The sequence below is a fragment of the Streptomyces sp. NPDC030820 genome (genome assembly GCF_055572075.1).
In genome coordinates, this window is the sequence record NZ_JBVIEB010000001.1 from 917,740 (window position 1) to 939,823 (window position 22,084).

The following is a 22,084-nucleotide window of genomic DNA, read 5'->3' on the forward strand; positions in this document are numbered from 1 at the left end:
CGGGCACGCCGGGGACATGCTGGACGCGTACCGCCGTACCACTCGCAGGGCGCGCACGGTGGTGGAGGAGCTGTTCTACGGCAACGGGGGGTGACGCCCGGCCGGAGCCGCGGTGATCAGGCCCGAGCCGTCGCCCGCTCCGGCTCGGGGCGGCGGGCCGGGACCAGCCTGGGCAGGGTGTACGGCAGCGCGCCGTACCACAGCCGTGCCACTGTGAAGCCGAAGGCCAGGCACAGCACACCGCCCACGGCGTCCAGCCAGAAATGGTTGGCCGTGGCAACGATGACCAGCAGGGTGGCCGCCGGGTAGAGCAGGCCCAGCACCCGCACCCAGGGCACGGACGCCAGCGCGAAGATCGTCAGCCCGCACCACAGCGACCAGCCGATGTGCATCGACGGCATCGCCGCGTACTGGTTCGACATGTGCTTCAGATCGCCGGAGGCCATCGAGCCCCAGGTGTGGTGCACCATCACGGTGTCCACGAAGTCCCCGCCGCGCATCAACCGAGGCGGCGCGAGCGGAAACAGATAGTAACCGAGCAGGGCCACACCCGTGGTCGAGAACAGCGCCAGCCGCGCCGCCGCGTAACGCCCCGGATGCCATCGGTACAACCACACCAGCACACCGATCGTGACGATGAAGTGCAGCGTGGCGTAGTAGTAGTTCATCCCGATGATCAGCCAAGTCACCGAGTTCACGGCGTGGTTGACGGACTGTTCGACGGCTACGCCCAGCTGGTGCTCGACCCGGAAGATCCAGTCGGCGTTGCGCAGCGCCTTGTCCTTCTGCTCCGGGACGGCGTTGCGGATCAGCGAGTACGTCCAGTAACTCACCGCGATCAGAAGGATCTCGAACCAGAGCCGGGGCCGACGCGGCCGCCGCACCCGCCGTAGCGGACCCCCGCCGTCCTCGCCCGTGACGGTCCGAGGAACGGCCACCTCCTCGCGACCTTCCGACTGCGTCACGGTCGAGTCACTCATAGGCATCAAGTCTGCCAGAAAAGGGTCCTTCGCCCGATCATCCCAAGGTCGGGTCCGCCGCGCACCTTCTACGACATACGGACGACATGCGGCGCCGAAGCGGTCGAACCGCGCACCACCAGCTCCGGCATGAACACGAACTCGCTGTGCGGCGCGGGCGTCCCGCCGATCTCCTCCAGCAGCGTGCGCACCGCGGCCTGGCCCATCGCCGGCACCGGCTTGCGGACCGTGGTCAGCGGCGGGTCGGTGAAGGCGATCAGCGGGGAGTCGTCGAAGCCCACCACCGACACGTCCCGGGGCACGTCCAGCCCCCGCTGCCGGGCGGCTCGTATGGCACCGAGCGCCATCATGTCGCTGGCGCACACCACGGCCGTGCAGTCCCGGTCGATCAGCGCGGTCGCGGCCGCCTGGCCGCCCTCCAGCGTGTACAGCGAGTGCTGGATCAGCTCCGTCTCGATCACCGGGGCGTCCAGGCCCAGCTGGTCCTGCATGGCCCGCACGAAGCCCTCGATCTTCCGCTGCACCGGCACGAACCGCTTCGGCCCGAGGGCGAGCCCGATCCGGGTGTGCCCGAGCGACACCAGATGGGTCACCGCGAGCGTCATCGCGGCCCGGTCGTCGGGGGAGATGAACGGCGCCTGCACCTTCGGCGAGAACCCGTCCACCAGCACGAACGGCACGCCCTGCGCCCGCAGCCGCTCATAGCGCTGCATGTCGGCGGTGGTGTCGGCGTGCAGCCCGGAGACATAGATGATCCCCGCGACCCCCCGGTCCACCAGCATCTCGGTCAGCTCGTCCTCGGTCGACCCGCCCGGGGTCTGGGTGGCGAGCACCGGCGTATAGCCCTGGCGGGTCAGGGCCTGGCCGATGACCTGGGCCAGGGCCGGGAATATCGGGTTCTCCAGCTCCGGGGTGATCAGACCGACCAGGCCCTCGCTGCGCTGCCGCAGCCGGACCGGGCGCTCGTAGCCCAGGACGTCCAGCGCGGCGAGCACGGACTGGCGGGTGGTGGCGGCGACGCCCGGCTTCCCGTTGAGGACCCGGCTGACGGTCGCTTCGCTCACCCCCGCCTGCGCAGCGATGTCCGCAAGCCGTGTGGTCACGGCACCGGACTGTACCGGTCGTATGTCGCCTTGCACACCGACGGGACGCCGTGCGCGAGCGGCCGGACGGCCCGCCCTGGGTTGCTGCCTCATCGGGCTCCCTCGAATTGGTGGCGGCAAGAGCTTGCAGAGTCTTGCACACGTGTCGTCTCTCCGCTGAGCGGTAACGACAGGGTAACCATCGTGTTCCCTTGCACTTTTTTTCTGCAAGGTCTTTCGCAACGCTTACAACGCTGTTACGTTCCTGGTCGCTCGGCGGCCGCAACGGCGCAGTCGGCATCACACGGGCTAAACCCTCAAGGAGAACTCATGCGGCGTGGCATAGCGGCCTCCGCGCTGGTGGCGTCCCTCGCCCTCGCGGCGACGGCCTGCGGTGGCGGGAGCAGCAGCGACAGCGGTAAGTCGGACGGCCCGGTGACCATCACCTGGTGGGACACCTCCAACGCCACGAACGAGGCGCCGACGTACCAGGCCCTGATCAAGCAGTTCGAGGCTGCCAACAAGAACATCAAGGTCAAGTACGTCAACGTCCCCTTCGACCAGGCGCAGAACAAGTTCGACACCGCGGCCGGCTCCAAGGGGGCCCCGGACGTGCTGCGCTCCGAGGTCGGCTGGACCCCGGCCTTCGCCAAGAAGGGCTACTTCCTGCCGCTGGACGGCACCGAGGCCCTCGCCGACCAGGCCAAGTTCCAGCCGAGCCTGATCAAGCAGGCCCAGTACCAGGGCAAGACCTACGGCGTGCCGCTGGTCACCGACACCCTGGCCCTCGTCTACAACAAGGCCCTGTTCAAGAAGGCCGGCATCACCGACGCCCCCAAGACCTGGGACGAGCTGAAGGCCGACGCCGCCAAGATCGACACCAAGGACAAGGTGTACGGCTACTGGGGCTCCACCCAGGCCTACTACGCGCAGACCTTCCTCTACGGCGAGGGCACCGACACCGTCGACGCCACCGCCAAGAAGATCACCGTCGACTCGGCCGCCGCGAAGAAGGCCTACGGCACCTGGCTGAGCACCTTCTCCGGGCAGGGCCTGCACAAGGCCGACACCACCGCCGACGCCTACGCCCACATCCAGGACGCGTTCGTCAACGGCAAGGTCGCCTCGATCATCCAGGGCCCCTGGGAGATCACGAACTTCTACAAGGGCAGCGCCTTCAAGGACAAGTCCAACCTCGGCATCGCCACCGTCCCGGCCGGCTCCACCGGCAAGGCGGGCGCCCCGACCGGCGGCCACAACCTCGCGGTCTACGCCGGCTCGGACAAGTCCCACCAGGCGGCGGCGCTGAAGTTCGTGAAGTTCATGACCTCGGCGGCCTCCCAGGAGACCATCGCCCTGAAGAACTCCACCCTGCCCACCCGTGAGGACGCCTACACCGCCCAGGTCAAGGCCGACCCCGGCATCGCCGGCTACCAGGCCGTCCTCTCCGCCGCCCAGCCCCGCCCGGCGCTGCCCGAGTACAGCAGCCTGTGGGGTCCGCTCGACACCGAGCTGCCGAAGATCGCCGGCGGCAAGGAGTCGCTGGACAAGGGCCTGAGCAACGCCGAGGTCGCCATCGCCAAGCTGGTGCCCGACTTCAGCAAGTGACGCCCGGGTGGCCGTCGGATCCTCTCGCAAGGAGGGGAAGGATCCGGCGGCCACCGCCCTGTGCCCGGCCCAACCCCTGATCGTTTTGAAGGTGTCGAACCATGACAGTCGCCATCGACCGCGCGACCGGCAAGCGCCGCGGTGACCGCGCGCCTCGGCCCGGGCTGGGGCAGCGCATCAAGAACGGGTACCACAGGTACTGGTACGCCTACGCGATGATCGCCCCGGTGGTCGTCGTGCTCGCCGTGATCGTGGGCTACCCGCTGATCCGCGGTGTCTACCTGACCCTGACCGACGCCAACAGCCTCAACTCGGCGCGCACCATCGGCGTCAACCACATCCCGGCGACCTACAAGTTCATCGGGTTCGGCAACTACAAGGACATTCTGTTCGGCCCGCTGTCCTACGACCGGTTCTGGTCGCACTTCCTGTGGACGGTCGTCTGGACGGCCGCCTGTGTGGCCCTGCACTACACCATCGGCCTGGGCCTCGCGCTCATGCTCAACGAGAAGCTGCGCGGCCGCACCTTCTACCGGGTGCTGCTGGTCCTGCCCTGGGCCGTGCCGACCTTCGTCACCGTCTTCTCGTGGCGGATCATGCTCTCCGACTCCGGGGTGATCAACCAGATCCTGCACGCGCTCCACATGCCCCAGCCGCAGTGGCTGGAGGACACCTTCTGGCAGCGCTTCGCCGCGATCATGGTCAACACCTGGTGCGGTGTGCCGTTCATGATGCTCTCGCTGCTCGGCGGACTGCAGTCCATCGACTCCTCGCTCTACGAGGCCGCCGAGATGGACGGCGCCAGCGCCTGGCAGCGCTTCAGGCACGTCACCCTGCCGGGACTGAGGTCCGTCAGCTCCACCGTCGTACTCCTCGGCATCATCTGGACCTTCAACCAGTTCGCCATCATCTTCCTGCTGTTCGGCCCGACCAGCGCCCCCGACGCCCAGATCCTCGTCACCTGGGCCTACTTCCTGGGCTTCGGACAGCAGCCGCGCGACTTCGCCCAGTCCGCCGCGTACGGCGTACTGCTGCTGTCGATCATCACCGTCTTCACCTCCTTCTACTTCCGCTGGCTGAAGCGCAATGACCAGCTCGCCGTCTGACGCCGCAGGAGCCACCACCATGAGCACCACGACCCTGGAAAAGACCGAGGCCGGGCCGACCCCCGCCGCGCAGCCCCCGCGCCGCGCCCGCCGGCGCGGTGAACGCGGCCCCCTCGGCGCCGCCGTCCTGCACGGCGGACTCGCCGTCGCGAGCCTGATCGCGCTCGCCCCGGTGGCCTGGCTGATCTTCCTGTCGCTCGGCCCCGAGAAGGACGACTATCTGCACCCGGGCAAGATCCTGGGCAAGCTCAGCTTCTCCAACTACAGCTTCGTTCTCCAGCACACCGGGTTCTTCGACTGGTTCAAGTCGACGATGATCGTGGCCGGCGGCACCACCCTGATCGGCGTCTTCGTCGCCGCCACCACCGGCTACGCGGTCTCCCGGATGCGCTTCCCCGGCTACAAGCAGCTGATGTGGGTCCTGCTGCTCACTCAGGCCTTCCCGATCGCCATCCTGATCGTGCCGATGTACGAGATCTTCAGCCAGCTCGATCTCATCGACACCTACTGGGCGCTGATCGTCATCAACTGCACCACCGCCGTGCCGTACAGCGCCTGGCTGCTCAAGGGGTACTTCGACACCATCCCCTTCGAGATCGACGAGGCCGGACGCGTCGACGGACTGACCCCCTTCGGCACCTTCTTCCGGCTGATCCTGCCGCTGGCCCGCCCGGGCCTCGCCGTCGCCGCCTTCTACAACTTCATCACCGCCGTCGGCGAGGTCGCCTTCGCGACGACCTTCATGCTGGACGACTCGAAGTACACCTTCGCCGTCGGTCTGCAGACCTTCGTCAGCGAGCACGACGCCCAGTGGAACTACATGGCCGCCACCGCGGTGCTGATCGCGATACCCGTGTCGGTGTTCTTCTACCTCGTGCAGAAGAACCTCGTCACCGGTCTCACCGCCGGCGGCACCAAGGGCTGACGCCCGCCCAGGGACTCCCGCGCGCCTCACCGCGCGGGAAGGCGGCCGCGGTGCCCATCCGACCCCGCTGTCACCGCGGCCGCCTCGCACACGCACCCCCGGCCCACCCGCATCCGCCGCCGCACCCACGCGCCCATGAACCGAACCCCGTTACACACCAAGGACGCCATGAGCCAGCAGCACCCTGCCGCACCGGCCCACCACTCCACCGCCGCAACCGTCGCCGCCGTTGCCGACCGCCGCCGCGACTGGTGGCGGGACGCGGTCATCTACCAGGTCTATCCGCGCAGCTTCGCCGACAGCAACGGCGACGGCATGGGCGACCTGGAAGGCGTACGCTCCCGCCTGCCGTACCTGCGCGACCTCGGCGTCGACGCCGTGTGGCTCAGCCCCTTCTACGCCTCCCCACAGGCCGACGCGGGCTACGACGTCGCCGACTACCGCGCCGTCGACCCGATGTTCGGCAACCTGCTCGACGCCGACGCGCTGATCCGCGACGCCCACGAGCTGGGCCTCAGGATCATCGTCGACCTCGTGCCGAACCACTCCTCCGACCAGCACGAGTGGTTCAAGCGCGCCCTCGCCGAGGGCCCCGGTTCCCCGCTGCGCGAGCGCTACCACTTCCGCCCCGGCAAGGGGAAGAACGGCGAACTCCCGCCGAACGACTGGGAGTCCATCTTCGGCGGTCCCGCGTGGACGCGGGTGGCCGACGGGGAGTGGTACCTGCACCTCTTCGCGCCCGAGCAGCCCGACTTCAACTGGGAGCACCCGGCCGTCGGCGACGAGTTCCGCTCCATCCTGCGCTTCTGGCTGGACATGGGTGTGGACGGGTTCCGCATCGACGTGGCCCACGGCCTGGTCAAGGCCGACGGCCTGCCCGACCTCGGCTCCCACGACCAGCTCAAGCTGCTGGGCAACGATGTCATGCCGTTCTTCGACCAGGACGGCGTCCACGCGATCTACCGCCAGTGGCGCACGATCCTCGACGAGTACGCGGATAAAAGGGGGCCCGAAGGGCCTTCGTCAGAAGGGCGGTGGTGGGAGACGGGTGGGCGGATCTTCGTGGCGGAGGCGTGGACCCCCACCGTCGAGCGCACCGCCAACTACGTCCGCCCGGACGAACTGCACCAGGCCTTCAACTTCCAGTACCTCAGCGCGGAATGGGACGCGAAGGAGCTCCGGAGGGTCATCGACCGCACCCTGGAGGCCATGCGTCCGGTCGGCGCCCCCGCCACCTGGGTGCTGTCCAACCACGACGTCACCCGGCACGCCACCCGCTTCGCCAACCCCCCGGGCCTGGGCACCCAGATCCGCACCGCCGGCGACCGCGAACTGGGTCTGCGCCGCGCCCGCGCCGCCACCCTCCTCATGCTGGCCCTGCCCGGCTCGGCGTACGTCTACCAGGGCGAGGAACTGGGCCTGCCGGACGTCGTCGACCTCCCCGACGAGGTGCGCCAGGACCCGGCGTACTTCCGTGGCGCCGGCCAGGACGGCTTCCGCGACGGCTGCCGGGTGCCGATCCCGTGGACCCGCGAGGGCTCCTCGTACGGCTTCGGCAGCGGCGGCAGCTGGCTTCCGCAGCCGGCGAGCTGGGGCGAGCTGAGCGTGGAGGCGCAGACGGGCGTCCCCGGCTCGACGCTGGAGCTGTACCGCGCGGCCCTGTCCGCCCGCCGGACGCAGCCCGACCTGGGCGCGGGCGACGCGGTGGAGTGGCTGCGGGCACCCGAGGGAGTCCTGGCCTTCCGGCGCGGGGAGTTCGTCTGCGTCGCGAACACCACGGGGGAGTCGGTGACGACCCCGGCGTACGGCCGTGTGCTGCTCGCCAGCGGTGAGGTGACCGAGGCCGATGACGAGACCAAGGTGCCCGCCGACACGACGGTGTGGTTCACGACCGTCTGACACGCGGCCTGACGGCCCCTCTGAAAGTTCTTGCATCAACTTCACAACGGCCCGCTGTCTTTCAGGCAGCGGGCCTTTAACATCTGCGTCACCGCAAGTTTGCTGAAACATTGCAGCAAGCTTCTTCAGCGGTCTTTCCCCAGCCTTCAAGGACGAAGGACCCCACATGGCACGCAGAACCCTCCCCGCGGTGGCCGCCCTCACGGCCGCCGCTCTGGTTGGCATGAACCCGACCACCGCCGAGGCCTCCCCGCCCGGCACCAAGGACGTCACCGCCGTCCTCTTCGAGTGGAACTACGCCTCGGTGGCCCGCGAGTGCACCACCACCCTCGGCCCCGCCGGCTACGGATACGTCCAGGTCTCCCCGCCCGCCGAGCACATACAGGGCTCGCAGTGGTGGACGTCGTACCAGCCGGTGTCGTACAAGATCGCGGGCCGCCTCGGCGACCGCACCGCCTTCAAGAGCATGATCGACACCTGCCACGCGGCCGGCCTCAAGGTCGTCGTCGACACCGTCATCAACCACATGTCGGCGGGCAGCGGCACCGGCACCGGCGGCTCGACGTACAGCAAGTACGACTATCCGGGCCTGTACTCGTACCCCGACTTCGACGACTGCACGTCCCAGGTCACCAACTACCAGGACCGCTGGAACGTCCAGCACTGCGAACTCGTCGGCCTCGCCGACCTGGACACCGGCGAGGAGTACGTCCGCAAGACCATCGCCGGCTATATGAACGACCTGCTCTCCCTGGGCGCCGACGGCTTCCGCATCGACGCGGCCAAGCACATCCCGGCCGAGGACCTGGCGAACATCAAGAGCCGCCTGACCAACCCCTCCGCATACTGGAAGCAGGAGGTCATCTACGGCGCGAACGAGGCCGTCCAGCCCTCCGAGTACACCGGCAACGGAGACGTCCAGGAGTTCCGCTACGCCTACGACCTCAAGCGCGTCTTCAACAACGAGAAGCTGGCCTACCTCACCAACTTCGGCGAGGGCTGGGGCTACCTCGGCAGCTCGGTGGCCGGCGTCTTCGTCGACAACCACGACACCGAGCGCAACGGAAGCACCCTCAACTACAAGGACGGCGCCAACTACACCCTGGCCAACGTCTTCATGCTCGCCTGGCCGTACGGCGCCCCCGACATCAACTCCGGCTACGAGTGGTCCGACGCGGACGCGGGCCCGCCCAACGGCGGCCAGGTGGGCGCCTGCTGGCAGGACGGCTGGAAGTGCCAGCACGCCTGGCCGGAGATCATCCGCATGGTCGCCTTCCGCAACGCGACCCGCGGCCAGGCGGTCACCGACTGGTGGGACGACGGCAACAACGCGATCGCGTTCGGCCGGGGGAGCAGGGGCTATGTGGCGATCAACCACGAGTCCGGCAGCCTGACCAGGACGTACCAGACCTCCCTGCCCGCGGGCACGTACTGCAACGTCCAGAACAACACGACGGTGACGGTGAACTCCAGTGGGCAGTTCACCGCCACCTTGGGCTCGAACACGGCGCTCGCGCTCTACGCCGGGAAGTCGAGCTGCTGAACCCGGACGCCTACTTCCAGGTGTCGCTCGTCGTGTAGCCGGACGAACTGCCCGTCGTGTACGAGCGGTTCGTCCCGGACTCCCAGGTCACATTGCCCGAGCTGTCCTTTCGGCGGAGGACTCCCGGGGGTCGGTGTCTGCCCATGTGCGGCTCCGGAAGAAGGGGCAGCGTTGAACAACCCGTGAGCGTGAGGAAGTTGAGAAGGGCACGTCAAGGTTGACGCTGAAACTTCTTGCTCTGAGTTTCAAGACTCTTGCTGTAAACCTTTCGTCGGCGATACGGTCGCGCGGGGTCGGACCCAAGGGAGCCAAATGAGCCGCATTCGCTAGGAGTTACCGCCTGTGATACCGAGAGCGAGACGGGCCGCGGCCGTCACCGCCGTGGCCCTTGCCGCCGCCCTGATCCAGCCACTGGCCGCGCAGGCGGCCACCCCACCCGCGCCCCCCTCGGACGCGGCCCTCGCCGCCCAGCCGGCCAGGCACGACGACACCCGTGAGCAGTTCTACTTCGTCATGCCGGACCGTTTCGCCAACGGCGACACGTCCAACGACAAGGGCGGCCTGACCGGCTCCCGCCTCAGCACCGGCTACGACCCCACCGACAAGGGCTTCTACCAAGGCGGCGACCTCAAGGGCCTGACGAAGAGGCTGGACTACATCAAGGGCCTCGGCACGACCGCCATCTGGATGGCCCCCATCTTCAAGAACCGCCCCGTGCAGGGCACGGGCAGCAACGCCTCCGCCGGCTACCACGGCTACTGGATCACCGACTTCACCCAGGTCGACCCGCACTTCGGCACCAACAAGGACCTCAAGACCCTCATCTCCAAGGCGCACGCCAAGGGCATGAAGGTCTTCTTCGACGTCATCACCAACCACACCGCCGACGTCGTGGACTACCAGGAGAAGTCCTACGACTACCTCTCCAAGGGCGCCTTCCCGTACCTCACCAAGGACGGCAGGCCCTTCGACGACGCCGACTACGCGGACGGAAGCAAGAAGTTCCCGGCCGTCTCCAGCGCCTCCTTCCCGTACACCCCGAAGGTCACCAGCCAGTCCAAGGTCCCGGCCTGGCTCAACGACCCGACGATGTACCACAACCGGGGCGACTCGACGTACGCCGGCGAGTCCACCACCTACGGCGACTTCTCCGGCCTGGACGACCTGTGGACCGAGCGTCCCGAGGTCGTCCACGGCATGGAGAAGATCTACGAGCGGTGGGTGAAGGACTTCGCCGTCGACGGCTTCCGGATCGACACCGTCAAGCACGTCGACATGCCGTTCTGGACCCAGTGGGCGACCGCGCTCGACAAGTACGCGGCGGCGCACGGGCGCAGGAACTTCTTCATGTTCGGCGAGGTCTACTCCGCCGACCCGAACATCACGTCCCCGTACGTCACCCAGGGCCGCCTCGACGCCACGCTCGACTTCCCGTTCCAGGACGCGGCCCGCGCCTACGCCTCCCAGGGCGCCGGCGCCCAGAAGCTGGCGGGCGTCTTCGGGGACGACTACAAGTACACGACCGACAAGGCCAACGCGTACGAGCAGGTCACCTTCCTCGGCAACCACGACATGGGCCGCATCGGGTACTTCCTCAAGCAGGACAACCCGAAGGCCACCGACGCCGAGATCCTGAAGAAGGACGAGCTCGCCAACGAGCTGATGTTCCTCAGCCGCGGCAACCCGGTCGTCTACTACGGCGACGAGCAGGGCTTCACCGGCTCCGGCGGCGACAAGGACGCCCGCCAGACCATGTTCGCCTCCAAGGTCGCCGACTACCTCGACGACGACGAGATCGGCACCGACCGCACCCACGCCAGCGACTCGTACGACACCAGTGCGCCGCTGTACCGGGAGATCGCCGACCTCTCGAAGCTCCGCAAGGCCAACCCGGCCCTGACGGACGGAGTCCAGACCCAGCGCTACGCGGCCGACGGCGCCGGCGTCTACGCCTTCACCCGGACGGACGCGAAGACCGGGCAGGAGTACGTCGTCGCCCTCAACAACGCCGACGCGGCGCAGACGGCGACCTTCGCCACCGGCTCCGCCGACATGGCGTACCGGGGCATCTACGGTGCCACCGACTCCGTGACGTCCGACGGCGACCGCAAGGTCAGCGTCACCGTCCCGGCCGGGTCCGCCGTCGTCTACAAGGCGTCCGGCACCCTCGCGAAGCCCGCCGCCGTGCCGGTGATCACCCTGAAGGCGCCGGCCGCCGGAGCCACCGGCACGGTGGACGTCACAGCCGATGTCGACGGCGGTCAGCTGAACCGGGTCGTCTTCGCCGCCCAGGTCGGAAACGCCCAGTGGCAGGTGCTGGGCTCCGCCGACCACGCTCCGTACAAGGTCACCCAGACCCTCGGCAAGGACGTACCCGCCGGGACCGCGCTGCGCTACAAGGCCGTCGTGATCGACTCGGCCGGGCACACCGCGAGCGCCACGGCGAACAGCACTTCCGGCACCCCGCCCGCGCCCGAGGTCCCCACGGCCTCCTCCCGCGACTACGTGATCGTCCACTACAAGCGCACCGACGGCGACTACGGCAACTGGGGCCTGTACGCCTGGGGCGACATCGCCGACGGTGAGGCCACCAACTGGCCGGCCAGCCACCCGTTCACCGGCCGGGACGCCTACGGCGCCTTCGCCTGGGTCAAGCTCAAGCCCGGCGCCTCCAACGTCGGCTTCCTGGTCATCGACAAGAACGGCAACAAGGACGTCTCCGCCGACCGGAGCATCGACGTCACCAAGACGGGTGAGGTCTGGGTCGAGCAGGGGAAGCCGGACGTACTGACCCAGAAGCCCGACTATCCGGCGCAGGACAAGACCAAGGCGGTCATCCACTACCACCGGGCCGACGGCGACTACGACGGCTGGGGCCTGCACGTCTGGACGGGTGCCGCGAACCCCACCGACTGGTCGAACCCGCTGAAGCCGGTCAAGACTGATGCCTATGGCGCGGTCTTCGAGGTGCCGCTCACCGCGGGTGCCACCAGCCTCAGCTACATCATCCACAAGGGCGACGAGAAGGACCTGCCCGCCGACCAGTCCCTGGACCTCAAGGCGAGCGGCTACGAGGTGTGGCTGTTGAACGGCCAGGAGAAGTACCTGCTGCCGCAGCCGGCGGGCAGCTCGGCCGCCCTCGACCTGAGCACGTCCAAGGCGATCTGGATCGACCGGGACACCGTCGCCTGGAACGGCGTGGACGGCGCCGCCTCCACCCAGCTGCTGTACTCCCTGGACGGCTCGATCGCGGTCAAGGACGGGGCGCTGACCAGCGACGACGAGCGCTGGATCCGGCTGGAGAAGACCACGCTGACCGACGCCCAGAAGGCCAAGTTCCCGCACCTGAAGGACTACACCGCCTGGTCCGTCGACCCGCGTGACCGGGACCGGGTGCGCCAGGCGCTGAAGGGCCAGCTCGTCGCCTCGCAGCGCGCCGCCAACGGTGCCGTCCTGGCCGCGACCGGGGTGCAGATCGCGGGCGTGCTGGACGACCTCTACCCCGGCGCGACCAAGGCCGCGCTCGGGCCGGTCTTCCACGACGGCAGGCCCAGACTCTCCGTCTGGGCGCCGACGGCACAGAGCGTCGCACTGGAGCTGGACGGCTCGGTCCACCCCATGCACCGCGACGACACCACCGGCGTCTGGTCCGTCACCGGCCCGGCGTCATGGAAGGGCAAGACCTACCGGTACGTCGTGAAGGTCTGGGCGCCCAGCGTCCGCAAGATGGTCACCAACAAGGTCACCGACCCCTACTCGGTCGCCCTGACCGCGAACTCCGAGCGCAGCCTCGTCGTCGACCTGGGCGACAAGGCCCTCGCCCCGAGCGGCTGGTCGGCCCTGCACAAGCCCAGGGCCGTACCGCTGAAGGACGCGCAGATCCAGGAGCTGCACATCCGGGACTTCTCGGTCGCCGACAAGACCGTCCCGGCCCAGGACCAGGGCACCTACCTGGCCTTCACCGACAAGAACAGCGACGGCTCCAAGCATCTGAGGGAGCTGGCCAGGGCGGGCACGTCGTACGTCCATCTGCTGCCCGCCTTCGACTTCGCCACCGTCCCCGAGAAGAAGGCCGACCAGGCGAGTCCCGACTGCGACCTGGCCTCCTACGCGGCCGACTCCGACCAGCAGCAGGCGTGCGTGGCGAAGACCGCCGCGAAGGACGCCTTCAACTGGGGCTACGACCCGTACCACTACACGGTCCCCGAGGGCTCGTACGCCACCGACCCGGACGGCACCGCCCGCACGGTCCAGTTCCGCAGGATGGTCCAGGCGCTCAACCAGGACGGCCTCAGGGTCGTCATGGACGTCGTCTACAACCACACGGCGGCCAGCGGCCAGGCGGACACCTCCGTCCTCGACAAGATCGTGCCGGGCTACTACCAGCGGCTCCTGGCCGACGGCTCGGTGGCCAGCAGCACGTGCTGCGCCAACACCGCGCCCGAGAACTCGATGATGGGCAAGCTGGTCGTGGACTCGATCGTCACCTGGGCCAAGGAGTACAAGGTCGACGGGTTCCGCTTCGACCTCATGGGCCACCACCCGAAGGCCAACATCCTCGCGGTCCGCAAGGCCCTCGACGCGCTGACCGTGGAGAAGGACGGCGTCGACGGCAAGAAGATCATCCTGTACGGCGAGGGCTGGAACTTCGGCGAGGTCGCGAACGACGCCCGCTTCGTGCAGGCCACGCAGGCCAACATGGCCGGCACCGGCATCGCCACCTTCTCCGACCGCGCCCGTGACGCCGTACGCGGCGGCAGCCCCTTCGACTCCGACCCCGGCATCCAGGGCTTCGCGTCCGGGCTGTACACCGATCCCAACTCCTCCACCGCCAACGGCTCGAAGGAGGAGCAGAAGGCGCGCCTCCTGCACTACCAGGACCTGATCAAGGTCGGGCTGTCCGGAAACCTCGCGAAGTACCACTTCACGGACACCGACGGCAAGGAGGTCACGGGAGCGGAGGTCGACTACAACGGCTCGCCCGCCGGCTACGCGGACGCACCCGGCGACGCCCTCGCCTATGTGGACGCACACGACAACGAGTCCCTCTTCGACGCCCTGACCTACAAGCTCCCGAAGGACACCTCCGCGTCCGACCGGGCCCGCATGCAGGTCCTGGCGATGGCCACGGCCGCCCTGTCGCAGGGGCCGGCCCTGTCCCAGGCGGGCACCGACCTGCTGCGCTCGAAGTCGCTGGACCGCAACTCCTTCGACAGCGGGGACTGGTTCAACGCCATCCACTGGAACTGCGCGGACGGCAACGGCTTCGGCCGCGGGCTGCCCATGGCGGCCGACAACCAGTCCAAGTGGGACTACGCCCGGCCGTTGCTGACCGGCGTCAAGGTCGGCTGCCCGCAGATCACCGGGACCTCCGCCGCCTACCAGGACCTACTGAGAATCCGCACGACCGAGAAGGCGTTCTCGCTCGGTACGGCCTCACAGGTGCAGGACGAGCTGTCCTTCCCGCTGTCCGGCAAGGACGAGACCCCGGGTGTGATCACGATGAAGCTCGGTGACCTGGTCGTCGTCTTCAACGCCACCCCGGAGCGGCAGGAGCAGAGGATCGGCGACCTGGCCGGGACGCAGTACACGCTGCACCCGGTGCAGGCCTCCGGCGCCGACCCGGTGGTGAAGACCTCCGCCTACGCGGCCGGCTCGGGCACGTTCAGCGTCCCGGCGCGGACGGTGGCGGTGTTCACGCGGGCGGGGAAGTAGGGTCGGGCTGACGTCGTAGAACAGGAGTGCGCATGCCGCAGATCACCATCGACTACTCGGACATCGTGGAGAACGCCTTCGACCGCGAGGGCTTCGCCCGGGCGCTGCACGAGGCGACCGTGGAGATCGCGGCGGCGAAGCCGGAGGCCTGCAAGACGCAGTTCCGGCCGAGCGCGTACACGGTGTACGGCTACGAGGATCCCGGGGCGCGCGGGCACGCCATCGTGCACGTGACGTTCGGGCTCCTCGCCGGCCGCAGCGACGAGACGAAGGCGAGGCTGACGGAGACGGCCCTGGAGCTGCTCCGGAAGCACGTCGCGGACACCGGGATCACCCTGCACGCCTCCGCCGAGGTCCGCGATCTCGACCCGTCGTACCGGAAGTTCGACCGGTGACGGTCTAGGAACCGAGGGCGATGAGCCGGCCGACCAGCTCCGCGAAGGGGCCGTCGGCCGGCTCGTCCTTGACCATGGTCTTCAGCAGGGCCGCCATCTCCTCGTCGTAGGCGGCGCTGACGGCGGCCAGCGCGGCGAAGTCGTGCACCAACTGGAGCTCCAGTTCGGCGCGCGGCATGCGCCGGCCGTCCAGCCAGATCAGTGCGGTCGACTCGGCGAGGGAGATCCAGGAGCGGACGACCAGCTCCAGCCGCGGCGGCGCCTGTGTGACCTCCAGATGCGACAGGATCTGGTCGTAGGCGGCCTGCCGTACGGAGTCGATGAGCGCGTTGGTCGCCGACGAGCCGACCGCCGGGCCGCCGCGCATCAACGCCGAGAAACCGGGGCCGTGCTCGTCCACGAAGTCGAAGTAGCGGCGCATCACGCGCAGCAGCCGGGCGCCGAGCGGGCCCTCGTGCGGCTCGGCGAAGCGGCCCGCGAGATCCTCCGCGGCGCGCTTCAACGCGGCCTCGTACAGGCTGAGTTTGCCGGGGAAGTAGTGATACACGAGCGGGCGTGAGATGCCCGCGGCCGACGCTATCTCGTCGATGGAGACCTCGTCGGGCGAGCGTCGGCTGAACAGGTCGAGGGCAACGCCGATCAACTGCTGTCGCCGTTCCTCGACACCCATCCTGCGGCGAACCCCGGTACTCATGCGAACACCTTACCGATCGGGTTCGGCCGCAGGTGATCACATGTCGAGCACCAAACGATCGCTGCGGGCCCGCGAGACGCAGATCAGCATCGAGTCGGCGCGCTCCAGGTCGGTCAGCAGCTCGTCCCGGTGGTCGATCTCCCCTTCCAGCACCCGCTGTTGGCAGGTCCCGCAGAAGCCCTGCTCGCAGGAGTAGGCGGTGTCCGGCAGTTCCCTGCGTACGGCGGCGAGCACGGTGGAGTCGGCGGGTACGGTCAACGTCCGACCGCTGCGCCGCAGTTCGACCTGGAAGCCGGTGTTGCCGTCGGACGACGTACGGGGCGCGAACCGTTCGAGGCGGACGTCCGGGAAGCGCGCCGCGACGGCCGCCATGAGTCCCTCGGGACCGCAGGCGTAGACGGCGGCCCCCTCGCTCACCTCCAGCGCGTCGAGGTCCGGCCGCCCCTCCACGACGGTCACCTGGTCGCCGCCCAGCTTCTCGACCTCCTCCAGGAACGGCATCGAGGCCCGGTCGCGCCCCGCGTACAGCAGCCGCCAGTCGGTGTGCTCCGGCAGCGCCCGCAGCATCGGCAGCAGCGGGGTGATCCCGATCCCGCCGGCGACGAAGACGTACGACTCCGCCTCGACCAGCGGAAAACGGTTCCGCGGCCCCCGCACCTCGAGTTCCATGCCCTCCGTGACCTGCTCGTGCACCTCGCGCGAGCCGCCCCGCCCGTCCTCGACCAGCCGGGTCGCGACCGTGTACGAGGAGGTGTTCCCGGGGTCCCCGCACAACGAGTACTGCCGTACCAGCCCCGACGGCAGGACGAGGTCGAGATGCGCTCCGGGCTCCCAGCGCGGCAAGTCCCGCCCCTCCAGGCGGAGTTGTACGACTCCTTCGGCGACCGTCTCGCGTGAGGTCACCAGCAGCCGCAGCGCACGCGAGCGCGGCCGGCCCGAGGTGGGCTCCTCCAGCGCGGGCATCGGCCACAGCGGCGAGACCTGGATCCGGCGGCGCAGGGCCCCCCGGGCCAGCAGGGCGGCACCCGCGACGAGCACGACCGTACGCAGCTTCGGCATCAGGCGGCCCTCTTCTGCGCCGCCGTGGCCGCCGGGGAGGCGGCCAGATAGGCGACGGCCTGCTCGGTGTCGCCCTCCTGCGAGGGGTGGTAGTCGCGGCTCAGATAGCGGGGGATGGACCGGAGCATGTCCCCGGTCGCGGGCAGCAGGCCCCGCCTGCCGCGGACGTAGAAGTCCTTGAAGGAGGCCTTGCCGTCGATGAGGGTCGGGTCGTTCGCCATGAAGAACCGCGCCCCGCGCTGCCACAGGAACACCAGCGACGAGAAGGCCGTCGCCCAGGTGCGCACGCGCCGGCGGTAGCTGCCGTCGACGTGCATGAACAGCTCGAAGGCGACGGAGCGGTGCTCGACCTCCTCCGCGCCGTGCCAGCGCAGCAGGTCCAGCATGGTCGGGTCGGCGCCGCGCCGGTCCAGCTCCTCGGCGTTGAGCACCCAGTCGCCGAGGAACGCGGTGTAGTGCTCGATGGCCGCGATGAGCGCGACCCGCTCCATCAGCCACCACCGGCGCGGCCTGCCCGGCGGCAGCGTCCGGTCACCGAGCAGCTTCTCGAAGAACCAGTCGACCTGCGCGGTGTACGGCGTCGGATCGAGCCCCTGCTCGCGCAGATGCGGCAGCACCTCGTCGTGGGCCTGGGAGTGCATGGCCTCCTGGCCGATGAACCCGATGACGTCCTCGCGGAGCCGCTCGTCGCGGATGTACGGCAGCACCTGCTTGTACACGTGCACGAACCACCGCTCACCGGCGGGCAGCAGCAGGTGCAGCACGTTGATGGTGTGCGTGGTGAACGGATCCTCCGGCACCCAGTGCAACGGCGTGCCGTCCCAGGAGAAGGACACCTTGCGTGCCTTGAGCGGCACCCGGGCCTGCGTGTTAGACATGGCGTCAATGTACTGACGAGTAGGCGCCCTGAGAACCCCCGGGAGCGGCCTTGTTTACGCCGCTGTCAACAAAGGGCTCTACCGCAACCCGCTGACCTCGGTCCCGTCCACCAGCGTGCCCTTCAGCGAGGCCTGAGCCCCCATCCTGGCCCGGGCGACCAGGAACTGTCCCTGCCCGGCCGCGGTGACTCCGCCGCCCGCCTGGATCGACGCCGTGTCCTTGTCACCCGCCGCCAGCAGATACCAGTGCCCGGCCGCGGACTTCCACAGCACCCCGGCGAGCACATGGGGATCGCGCGGCCCGCAGGCCCGCGCGTCCGTGCCCTTGGCGACGGCCGCCCCCACCGCCGCGCCCGGCGTGCGGAACTGGGCCAGCGCGGCCGTACCGTCGCCGCGCCAGGTCTCGGCCCTGGTGCACACCCATTCGGCCGCCCCGCTGCCGTCGGGCAGCGGCTGGTCGGCGAACGCCCAGGCGTTGACGCTGCGCACCCCGGCGGAGCGCTCCGCCTGAAGCGAGCAGGCGAACGGCGCCCAGGCCTTCAGCCCGGCGGCGCCGGACGCCCCACCCGCCGATCCGGGCCGCCCGGCGGTGAGCCGCGCCGGTACCAACTCGCCCAGGTCGGTGGTGAGTTCCGGGCCCGTGGCGTCGGTCAGCTGGAGCACCGTCCAGGAGGTGCAGCTGCCGGACCGCAGCGCCGGGCTGGCCAGCGGTGCGGTGATCCCGTCGGTGAGGGCCAGCGGGATCGCGGCCGCGTCCGGCTTCGTCAGGTCCCGCGAGGCCGCCTTCTTGACCCAGGGCGCGGTCAGATAGCGGACGTTGCCGTCGGAGCGGCTCAGCACCAGCGCGCTCGCCTCGGCGCCGGTCGCGCCGTCGACCCGGGCGAGGTCGAGGGCCGCGCCCTGGGTGCCGTCGACCGGCTCGGCGTAGCGGGCGATGCGCAGACCGTCGTAGAGCAGCACCACGCGCGCGTTGTCGACCTGGCCCGCGTACAGCAGCTGGGGCGGGCCGGCCGGGCCGCCGGTCTGGGTGCCGGGCGTCGCCGAGACCCGGACCGTCGCGCCGGGGCGGGCCCACACCGCGAGGGCGCGCCGCAGCAGGGCGGTGTCGCCGGTGAGCGGGCCGCGCGCGGGCCACACCGAGAAGTCGGTGCGGGCGGCGGACTCCCAGCCGACGGGGGAGACCCGGATCAGCCGGGCGGGGTCGAGGGCGGCCTCGGCGGAAGGGTTCTCGGCGTAGGCCGGCGCGGCGGCACCGTCCGGGCCCCAGCCGTCACCCGGCAGGACGACCAGCGCCCCGCACACCGCGAGCGCCGCGGCGGCCGCGAGGGCGGCCTTGGTGTGCTGGCGGCGACGCATCAGATCGGTGGGCCGGGCCTGGAGCAGACAGGGGTCGAACTCGGCGGAGGAGAGCAGCGCGGGCTGGGTGGGCACGCCGTTCGCCGAGGCCAGCGCGCCGCCCGCGTCCTCCACCCCGGCCGCGGTGAGCAGCCCCCGGATCCCGGCGTCGGACAGCTTCTCCAGACCGCGCAGCACATACGCGGCGCGGGCCGGGCCGGACAGGGCGGACAGCCGCTGGTCCAGGGCGAGTTCGTCGGCGCCGCCCGAGCGCGGGAACAGCCTCAGGCCCCACACCTGGGGCAGCAGCGGCGGCAGCTGGGAGAGCCGGGGCAGCCCCTTGCGGGGCCGGGCCGCCTCCAGGGCCGCACGCAGGACGCGCTCGCGCAGGAAGGCGTACCCGGGGTCGCCCGCACGCCCGGAGGCCTGGGCCGGGATCACGGACTGCTGCCCCCGGCCTCTGGGCAGGGCGCGCTGGACGAGCGCGTGTGCGGTCAGCACCCGGCGGCTGCGGCCGAGGCTCGGCGGCAGCACCAGGTAGGCGATCCGGACCAGCCGCGGATAGTGCTCGACGAGCGCGGCCTCGGCCTGCTCGACATCGACCGGACCGGAGTACTCGGAGGTGGATCCGTGACGCTGGGCTACATCCTGTGACTGCACGTCATGGAGAACGAGCGAGCCGTGGGTTGGTCACCACCGGATGGGTGATTGCCGGATTTGAGCGCACGGCGGCCCGGAGCCGTATCCGAAGGAGCTGAGGCATGCTTGGCCCACTGGACCGGAGGAACAGATGAGGGTGACACGACTGCTGCCGGCCGCCGCGGCCGTACTGGCGCTGGCGGGCTGCGGTTCGGGCGGGGACACCAAGGCGGTCCCGCCCACCGCGACCGGCAGCCTGGAGAGCCTGGCGGCCGAGGTGAAGTGCACGCCGAACATGCAGATCGACTCCGACGAGGTCCGGCAGGCCATCTGCAGGAACCACGACGGCAGGTTCGTCTTCGCCACCTTCGCCACCGACCGCGGCCAGCGTGAGTGGATCAACGACGCGAAGGACTACGGCGGTTACTACCTCGTCGGCCGCAAGTGGGTCGCCGTCGGTGACGACGGCGTCGTCAAGGCGTTGCGCGGCACCCTCGGCGGGGACGTGGAGATGGGCACGAACCACGCCGCCCACGCCGGGCACAGCGGCTGAAAGACGCGGAAGGCCGGTGACGGGAGGGGGGTCCGTCACCGGCCTCGCTCTGTGGCCCGCGTCAGGCGGTCAGGCGCAGTTCCGCCCGCTGTTGATGCAGTTGGCGATCCGGTTCGCCAGGCCACCGGTCGTGACGCTGATGAAGTCGTCGTGATCGGTGATCGCCTTGTGCAGCTCCTCCGGGAAGCCGTCGACCGCGTAGGCGTTCTTCACCGTGCCGTCCGCCTGGATGACGGGCTGCGGCACGTTGTACACCAGGCGCATCGTCAGCTGCGGGATCGCCTTGAAGCCGTTCGGGCAGACCCCGCTCCCGGGATCGGCGAAGGCCACGTGTGTGCGGTGGTTGGCACTGTCGATGTTCTGGCCGTCCCAGCAGCTCTGGAAGGCGAACGAGCGCACCACGTTGCTGCCCGCCGGGCAGATCGGGTACTTGTCCGTCAGCTGCACCCTGTTCTCGAAGCCGGTGCAGCTCCAGTGCGCGTTGGCGTTGGCCGGGCCGTTGACGAAGGCCTTGGCGTCACCGGTGATGATCCGCAGGAACTGCGGCATCGCGACGACCTTGCTCGCCGGGCTGCCCACGTACTTGATCTGGGCCTGCTGGGCGACCAGGATCTTGCCGACGTTGAGGTCCTTGCCGCCGCCGTCCGCGTTGGCGTCCTTCTCCTGGGTGCCGTCCTGCTCGCGGATGACCGGCCAGTAGTACGCCGACAGGTCGTTCCGGTTCTGGCAGCTGGTGCCGCCCTGCAGGAACGTGTTGTTGCTGGCGAAGGCGTTGACCTTCTGGTTGCCGACGTAGTCGTGGACGTGGTGGGCGCCGTTGGTCACGCCGGGCGCGACGATCACGTTGTCGCTGTTGTGGTTCTGGTTCGCGTTCACACCGCAGCGCGTGGTGAACGTGCCCGTGGAGGCGTTGGGGGTCTTGTTCGGCTTGGACTGGACGTTCGGCGCGACCTTGGTGATGTCCACGAAGTCCGCCGCGGAGGGGCCGTCGCCGCCCTGACCACCGTTGTTGGCCTGCTGCTGACCGCCTTGCTGCTGGCCGCCCTGCTGCTGGCCACCGTTGTTCTGTTGCTGCCCGCCGTTCTGCTGCTGGCCATCGCCGTTCCCCCCGGCGGTGGTCTGGTTGGCGGACTGCGTCGTACAGGCGGCGAGCTGCTGGATCGCGTTGTCGAAGGAACCGCCGACCCGCTGGATGTCCATCCGGATGCGGTCGATGGTCGCCGCCCGCTTGTCCTTGAGCGGACCGACGATCGCGTTCTGTACGAAGCTCGGATCCTTGGCCTGCGCGTCCCGCGTGGAGGCGAGCCGGGTGTAGGCCTCGGTGATCTGCTTGTCGAGGTTGGCCAGCTCCGTCGCCACGCCCTGGCGGGCCCGCCACGGCACGTTCGTCAGCTTCTGCTGGACGTCCGGGCAGGAGATGGTCGCGACCTGCGCCGTCGCGGCCTTCGTCTGGTTGCCTCCCCACGTCTGGTTGTTCGACTCGTGCGCAGAGGCGTAGAAGTTCGCCCAGATCAGCCCGCCCCCACCGAGCGCTAGGGCCGCCGATGCGGCTATGGCCTTGGCGGCCAGCGGCGTACGGCGTTTTCGTGTGTTGCGTCCCATGGAACTCCTCTGACTTCCTTGCGGGGCAGCATCGGGGCGCCCGACAGGAGTGAAGCGGCGCCCTTCCATAC

The 22,084-nt window shown here is 69.5% G+C and carries 15 protein-coding genes; 8 read left to right on the forward strand and 7 right to left on the reverse strand.

Translation table 11 applies throughout. The features are described 5' to 3' along the window. Positions 1-116: 116 nt before the first annotated feature. Positions 117-980 (reverse strand): phosphatase PAP2 family protein, encoded by an 864-nt coding sequence (locus tag ACZ418_RS04160; RefSeq protein WP_468356606.1) that lies wholly within the window; start codon positions 978-980, stop codon positions 117-119. A gap of 68 nt (positions 981-1,048) precedes the next feature. Continuing rightward, positions 1,049-2,083 carry a LacI family DNA-binding transcriptional regulator gene (locus ACZ418_RS04165; RefSeq protein ID WP_468356609.1) on the reverse strand — a complete coding sequence of 345 codons (1,035 nt, stop codon included), beginning with the start codon at positions 2,081-2,083 and terminating at the stop codon, positions 1,049-1,051. 309 nt (positions 2,084-2,392) lie between these two features. Between ACZ418_RS04165 and ACZ418_RS04170 the strand changes: the two genes are divergently transcribed. The 7 genes from ACZ418_RS04170 (at position 2,393) to ACZ418_RS04200 (ending at position 15,253) form a co-directional block, all read left to right on the forward strand. Continuing rightward, complete coding sequence (locus ACZ418_RS04170; RefSeq protein WP_468356612.1) at positions 2,393-3,670, forward strand: extracellular solute-binding protein; 1,278 nt, start codon at positions 2,393-2,395, stop codon at positions 3,668-3,670. Positions 3,671-3,771: 101 nt separating this feature from the next. Continuing rightward, on the forward strand, positions 3,772-4,776 hold the full coding sequence (locus ACZ418_RS04175) for a carbohydrate ABC transporter permease (protein ID WP_468356615.1): 1,005 nt from the start codon (positions 3,772-3,774) through the stop codon (positions 4,774-4,776). A 19-nt stretch (positions 4,777-4,795) separates the two neighbouring features. After that, positions 4,796-5,701 carry a sugar ABC transporter permease gene (locus ACZ418_RS04180; RefSeq protein ID WP_468356618.1) on the forward strand — a complete coding sequence of 302 codons (906 nt, stop codon included), beginning with the start codon at positions 4,796-4,798 and terminating at the stop codon, positions 5,699-5,701. Positions 5,702-5,869: 168 nt separating this feature from the next. Continuing rightward, on the forward strand, positions 5,870-7,600 hold the full coding sequence (locus ACZ418_RS04185; RefSeq protein ID WP_468356621.1) for a glycoside hydrolase family 13 protein: 1,731 nt from the start codon (positions 5,870-5,872) through the stop codon (positions 7,598-7,600). A gap of 166 nt (positions 7,601-7,766) precedes the next feature. After that, positions 7,767-9,143, forward strand: a complete 1,377-nt coding sequence (locus tag ACZ418_RS04190; RefSeq protein WP_468356624.1) for an alpha-amylase — start codon at positions 7,767-7,769, stop codon at positions 9,141-9,143. A 342-nt stretch (positions 9,144-9,485) separates the two neighbouring features. Then, positions 9,486-14,858: a pullulanase-type alpha-1,6-glucosidase gene (gene pulA, locus ACZ418_RS04195; RefSeq protein ID WP_468356627.1), complete on the forward strand. Its 5,373-nt coding sequence runs from the start codon at positions 9,486-9,488 to the stop codon at positions 14,856-14,858. Positions 14,859-14,890: 32 nt separating this feature from the next. Beyond that, entirely contained in the window at positions 14,891-15,253 is a 363-nt protein-coding gene (locus ACZ418_RS04200; RefSeq protein WP_468356629.1) for a 5-carboxymethyl-2-hydroxymuconate Delta-isomerase, read from the forward strand. Positions 15,254-15,257: 4 nt separating this feature from the next. Here ACZ418_RS04200 and ACZ418_RS04205 read toward each other — a convergent pair whose 3' ends face one another. The 4 genes from ACZ418_RS04205 to ACZ418_RS04220 all read right to left on the reverse strand — a co-directional run bounded on the left by ACZ418_RS04205 (position 15,258) and on the right by ACZ418_RS04220 (position 19,879). Beyond that, positions 15,258-15,947 (reverse strand): TetR/AcrR family transcriptional regulator, encoded by a 690-nt coding sequence (locus ACZ418_RS04205; RefSeq protein ID WP_468356632.1) that lies wholly within the window; start codon positions 15,945-15,947, stop codon positions 15,258-15,260. 36 nt (positions 15,948-15,983) lie between these two features. Continuing rightward, positions 15,984-17,006 (reverse strand): PDR/VanB family oxidoreductase, encoded by a 1,023-nt coding sequence (locus ACZ418_RS04210; RefSeq protein ID WP_468356635.1) that lies wholly within the window; start codon positions 17,004-17,006, stop codon positions 15,984-15,986. Further along, the gene (locus tag ACZ418_RS04215) at positions 17,006-17,884 is read right to left on the reverse strand and encodes a metal-dependent hydrolase (protein WP_468356638.1); all 879 of its coding nucleotides are present in this window, start codon (positions 17,882-17,884) and stop codon (positions 17,006-17,008) included. Before ACZ418_RS04215 ends, ACZ418_RS04210 begins: the two co-directional genes overlap by 1 nt. 78 nt (positions 17,885-17,962) lie before the next feature. Next, entirely contained in the window at positions 17,963-19,879 is a 1,917-nt protein-coding gene (locus ACZ418_RS04220) for a hypothetical protein (RefSeq protein ID WP_468356641.1), read from the reverse strand. A gap of 130 nt (positions 19,880-20,009) precedes the next feature. On the opposite strand from ACZ418_RS04220, the gene ACZ418_RS04225 reads away from it, so the two are divergent. Beyond that, positions 20,010-20,411 carry a hypothetical protein gene (locus tag ACZ418_RS04225; RefSeq protein ID WP_468356644.1) on the forward strand — a complete coding sequence of 134 codons (402 nt, stop codon included), beginning with the start codon at positions 20,010-20,012 and terminating at the stop codon, positions 20,409-20,411. 69 nt (positions 20,412-20,480) lie between these two features. On the opposite strand, the gene ACZ418_RS04230 is transcribed toward ACZ418_RS04225, so the two are convergent. After that, positions 20,481-22,013, reverse strand: coding sequence for a DUF1996 domain-containing protein (locus tag ACZ418_RS04230; RefSeq protein ID WP_468356647.1), 1,533 nt, complete (start codon positions 22,011-22,013; stop codon positions 20,481-20,483). Positions 22,014-22,084 lie beyond the last annotated feature (71 nt).